The 3,257-nt window shown below is 56.3% G+C and carries 3 protein-coding genes; all 3 read right to left on the reverse strand.

Features of this window, described 5'->3' with window-relative positions:
- The coding region (alr, locus tag AB5405_RS09555) for an alanine racemase (RefSeq protein WP_368138320.1) at positions 1–914 on the reverse strand (914 nt) is incomplete at its 3' end.
- 2 nt (positions 915–916) lie between these two features.
- Positions 917–2,533 (reverse strand): NAD(P)H-hydrate dehydratase, encoded by a 1,617-nt coding sequence (locus tag AB5405_RS09560; RefSeq protein WP_368138321.1) that lies wholly within the window; start codon positions 2,531–2,533, stop codon positions 917–919.
- The gene (acpS, locus tag AB5405_RS09565; protein ID WP_006235843.1) at positions 2,534–3,073 is read right to left on the reverse strand and encodes a holo-ACP synthase; all 540 of its coding nucleotides are present in this window, start codon (positions 3,071–3,073) and stop codon (positions 2,534–2,536) included.
- Positions 3,074–3,257 lie beyond the last annotated feature (184 nt).

Here is a 3,257-nt window from a genome sequence, read left to right on the forward strand (position 1 = left end):
CGATACAGCACATCCATACGATTGGAAAGCGTACGCGATAGGCCGTCGGCATAACCGATCGGCAGCGTGCAGATCTGAACGCGCGTGCGCGGTACGCGGTAGGTAAAACCGTAGCCCACGCCCTCACCCATCGCAGGGTGTGCCACGCGCGTCACGCGCGCATGGACGCTCATAACGGGATCAAGCTGCATCACGCGGCCACTCAGCTCGCACGGCTGCATGCCATACAAGCCAACGCCGGCGCGAATCATATCAAAATGCATCGAGGGGTCGAGCATCGAGGACGGCGTGTTGGCGCAGTGCACGATACCGCACTCAAAACCCGCATCCTTAATGGCCTGAACGGCCTCGGTAAAGCGCTGACACTGCAGCTTGTAGTCCCAGCCCGAAGGTTCATCGGCCGTGGCGAAGTGCGTAAATACGCCGTCGCACTGAATACCGCGATGGAAATTAATACCGCGGACAAAGTCGAGCACCTGCGTGTAGTGAACGCCGATACGATTCATGCCCGTCTCGATGGCGAGATGATACTTGCCCACTTTGCCCGCCGCGACGGCACATTCGCCATACGCAAGAGCAAAGTCAGACGTATAGACCGAGGGCATGATATCAAACTCGAGCAACGTCGGAATGGCCTCGATAGGCGGCTCGCTTAGGATGAGGATGGGTTTCGTAATCCCGCCCTGTCGGAGCTCAACGCCCTCGTTAACCGTCGCCACGGCAAACATGTCGGCACCGGCCGAATACATGATCTTGGCGCACTCAACAGCTCCATGGCCATAAGCATCGGCCTTGACCACGCAGCACAGGCGCTGACGTGGATTCAGCAAGTTCTTGTAGGCCCTCGTGTTACGACGGAGCGCCCCACGGTCGATCTCGACCCAGGACCAGCGCGTCAAATCGGCTTTATTCATGATTAGTCATCCGACCCTTCGTCCATGATTCCCAGATCTTCGAGCGCATCCTTTGCCGCCAGCTCCATGGCAGGACCGATCAAGTCGATAAGATCGGTCGCGATAACGCTCTTCTCACCATACTCCGTCGCCGCGGCAAAACCGGCGTAGCTGTGAAGTGCGACGGCGTACGAATACAGCAACTCCCAACGATCCATCTCGTCGCGCATGGTGGCAAGCGTGCCGGCCAAAATACCCGCGAGAACATCACCCGAACCGGCAGTTGCCAGAGAAGCCGGACCCGAGAGCGGCAGCAGTACACGCTCAACGCCACAGATAGCCGTCGTCGGCCCCTTGGCAATGACCACCAGATTGTCGGAGCCTGCAGCCCAGACAACCTTCTGCGCGGCTGCAATCGCGGTACCAAGGTCGTTCACCTCGTCACCGGCAACCAGACGCGAAAGCTCACGATAGTGCGGCGTCATAACCAACGGCTGCTCGCGACGATACATCTCGGGGTTACTATCAATACCGTCAATGGCAATCTTAGCAAGGCAGTTGAGTGCATCGGCATCCAAAATAAGCGGTACATCAAGCTCGAGCAAGCCCGAAACCACCTGCATAGCGCCGGCAGACGTCGTCATACCGGGACCGCACAGTACGCAGCTGTACTTCTTTGCAATCTCGCACACCGTCATGCGCGCAGCGGCGCCAAAGGAGCCGCGGGAATCAGACGGAATAGCAAAGACGGGAATCGAAGGAAGTGCCATGCGAATAAGATTGGCGCAGGCGTCAGGAGCCGCGACTGCCACGTAACCAGCACCCGCGCGAGCTGCAGACTTGGCCGCCATAATGGCAGCACCAGGATATTGCGCAGATCCGGCGACAATAAGCACAGAGCCACGGGAATACTTATCGATATTCGTAGGAAGTGGAGCAAAGTAATCGACTAAGTCACCGGGCTCGACAATCTCGGCGGCGTGTTCGACATCATCGATGACCTCGTCAAGACGGTCGTAAAGATTGCCGCAGATCAAATCGCCAGCATACTCAGGACCATCAGCGCTATACAGACCAATCTTGGGCGCAATCATCGTCACCGTATGCTCGGCACGAATGCAGTCGTCATCAACAACGCCCGTCTCGGCATTCAGGCCCGAGGGGACATCAATGGATACGACACAATCGGCGCATTCATTGACCGTAGGAATCCAGATGGAGAACGGCGCACGCAGATTCCCGTGGAAACCGGTACCAAAAATGGCATCGACAACAACATCGGCCTTATCGATCAAAACCTCGAGTTCGTCACGCGAGGGGCCGACGCAAACGTGCACATCGCGGCCGGCAGTACGACGAGCAACATGACGTGCCAGAGCAGCAGGAATCTCATCCGGCTCAACCGGAGAAACGATATCGACGTCCACACCCTTATGGCTCAGAATATCGGCGGCAACCCAACCGTCGCCGCCATTATTACCAAAACCGACCAGAACGAGAACCCGATCGGGATTGAGCTTCAAGACCTCGTTGGCGGCAAACTCACCCGCTAGCTCCATAAGCTCGGCCTTCGAAGTCCCTTCGCGTTCGATGATATCCTCGAGACGAACGACTTCTTCGGTACTCAAAACCGGTTTCATCTATGCTCCTAGCGTATCTTGCGAAGCATCGCCCAGGTGCTCCGTCAATGCTGAATTCTGCAGCTGCTCAAGCTCATCTAAAACAGAGCGAGCCTCTTTAAATGTCTGCGCTACGCGTTTCTTGGTACTCACCTTTTCCTCTTTTGGCTTAGGCCGAGCATCTTCGGTAATCGCGATGGCATTCGCAACGGCTAAGTCTCCTGTAAGCGTAATGGAAAGAGCGACCTCAACAACACCCAGCTCTTGAGCGATCTCGAGAGCACGGCCCGAAAGCAGCGCTTTCGGTTTGCCGAGTTTATCACGCGTAACCGAAACATCCTTGCGACCAACGCCTTGACTAAAACCCGTGCCGAGAGCTTTAAGTACCGCCTCGCGCGAAGCAAAGCGGCTGGCATAGTGAGCAGCGGGGCGCGATGATGCATCACAATACGCACGCTCTTCTTCGGTAAACACACGCCGAGCAAACGACGGCGTCTTTTCAAGTATTGATTTCATACGGGAAATCTCGACGATATCAACGCCGATACCAGCTTCAGCCATGTTCACCTCCATATCGCACAGACTAAGTTATTGTAGCCCGTTCACAGAAGATGCGACAAACGAGGGTTATAAAACACAGCTACTATGTGAGACAAGAGCCCGTAAACGCAAAAAAGGGGGAGGCCGCGAGGCCTCCCCCTTCTCAGTTCGATGACGGCTCGGTGCCGTCCACCGGTCAGCGGCG

Source organism: Collinsella aerofaciens (assembly GCF_040920445.1).
Taxonomy (GTDB): domain Bacteria; phylum Actinomycetota; class Coriobacteriia; order Coriobacteriales; family Coriobacteriaceae; genus Collinsella; species Collinsella aerofaciens_BH.

Coding starts and splice junctions, on each gene's coding strand:
- AB5405_RS09560 (WP_368138321.1), bottom strand. CDS start 2,533: ATGAAACCGGTTTTGAGTACCGAAGAAGTCGTTCGTCTCGAGGATATC.
- acpS (WP_006235843.1), bottom strand. CDS start 3,073: ATGGCTGAAGCTGGTATCGGCGTTGATATCGTCGAGATTTCCCGTATG.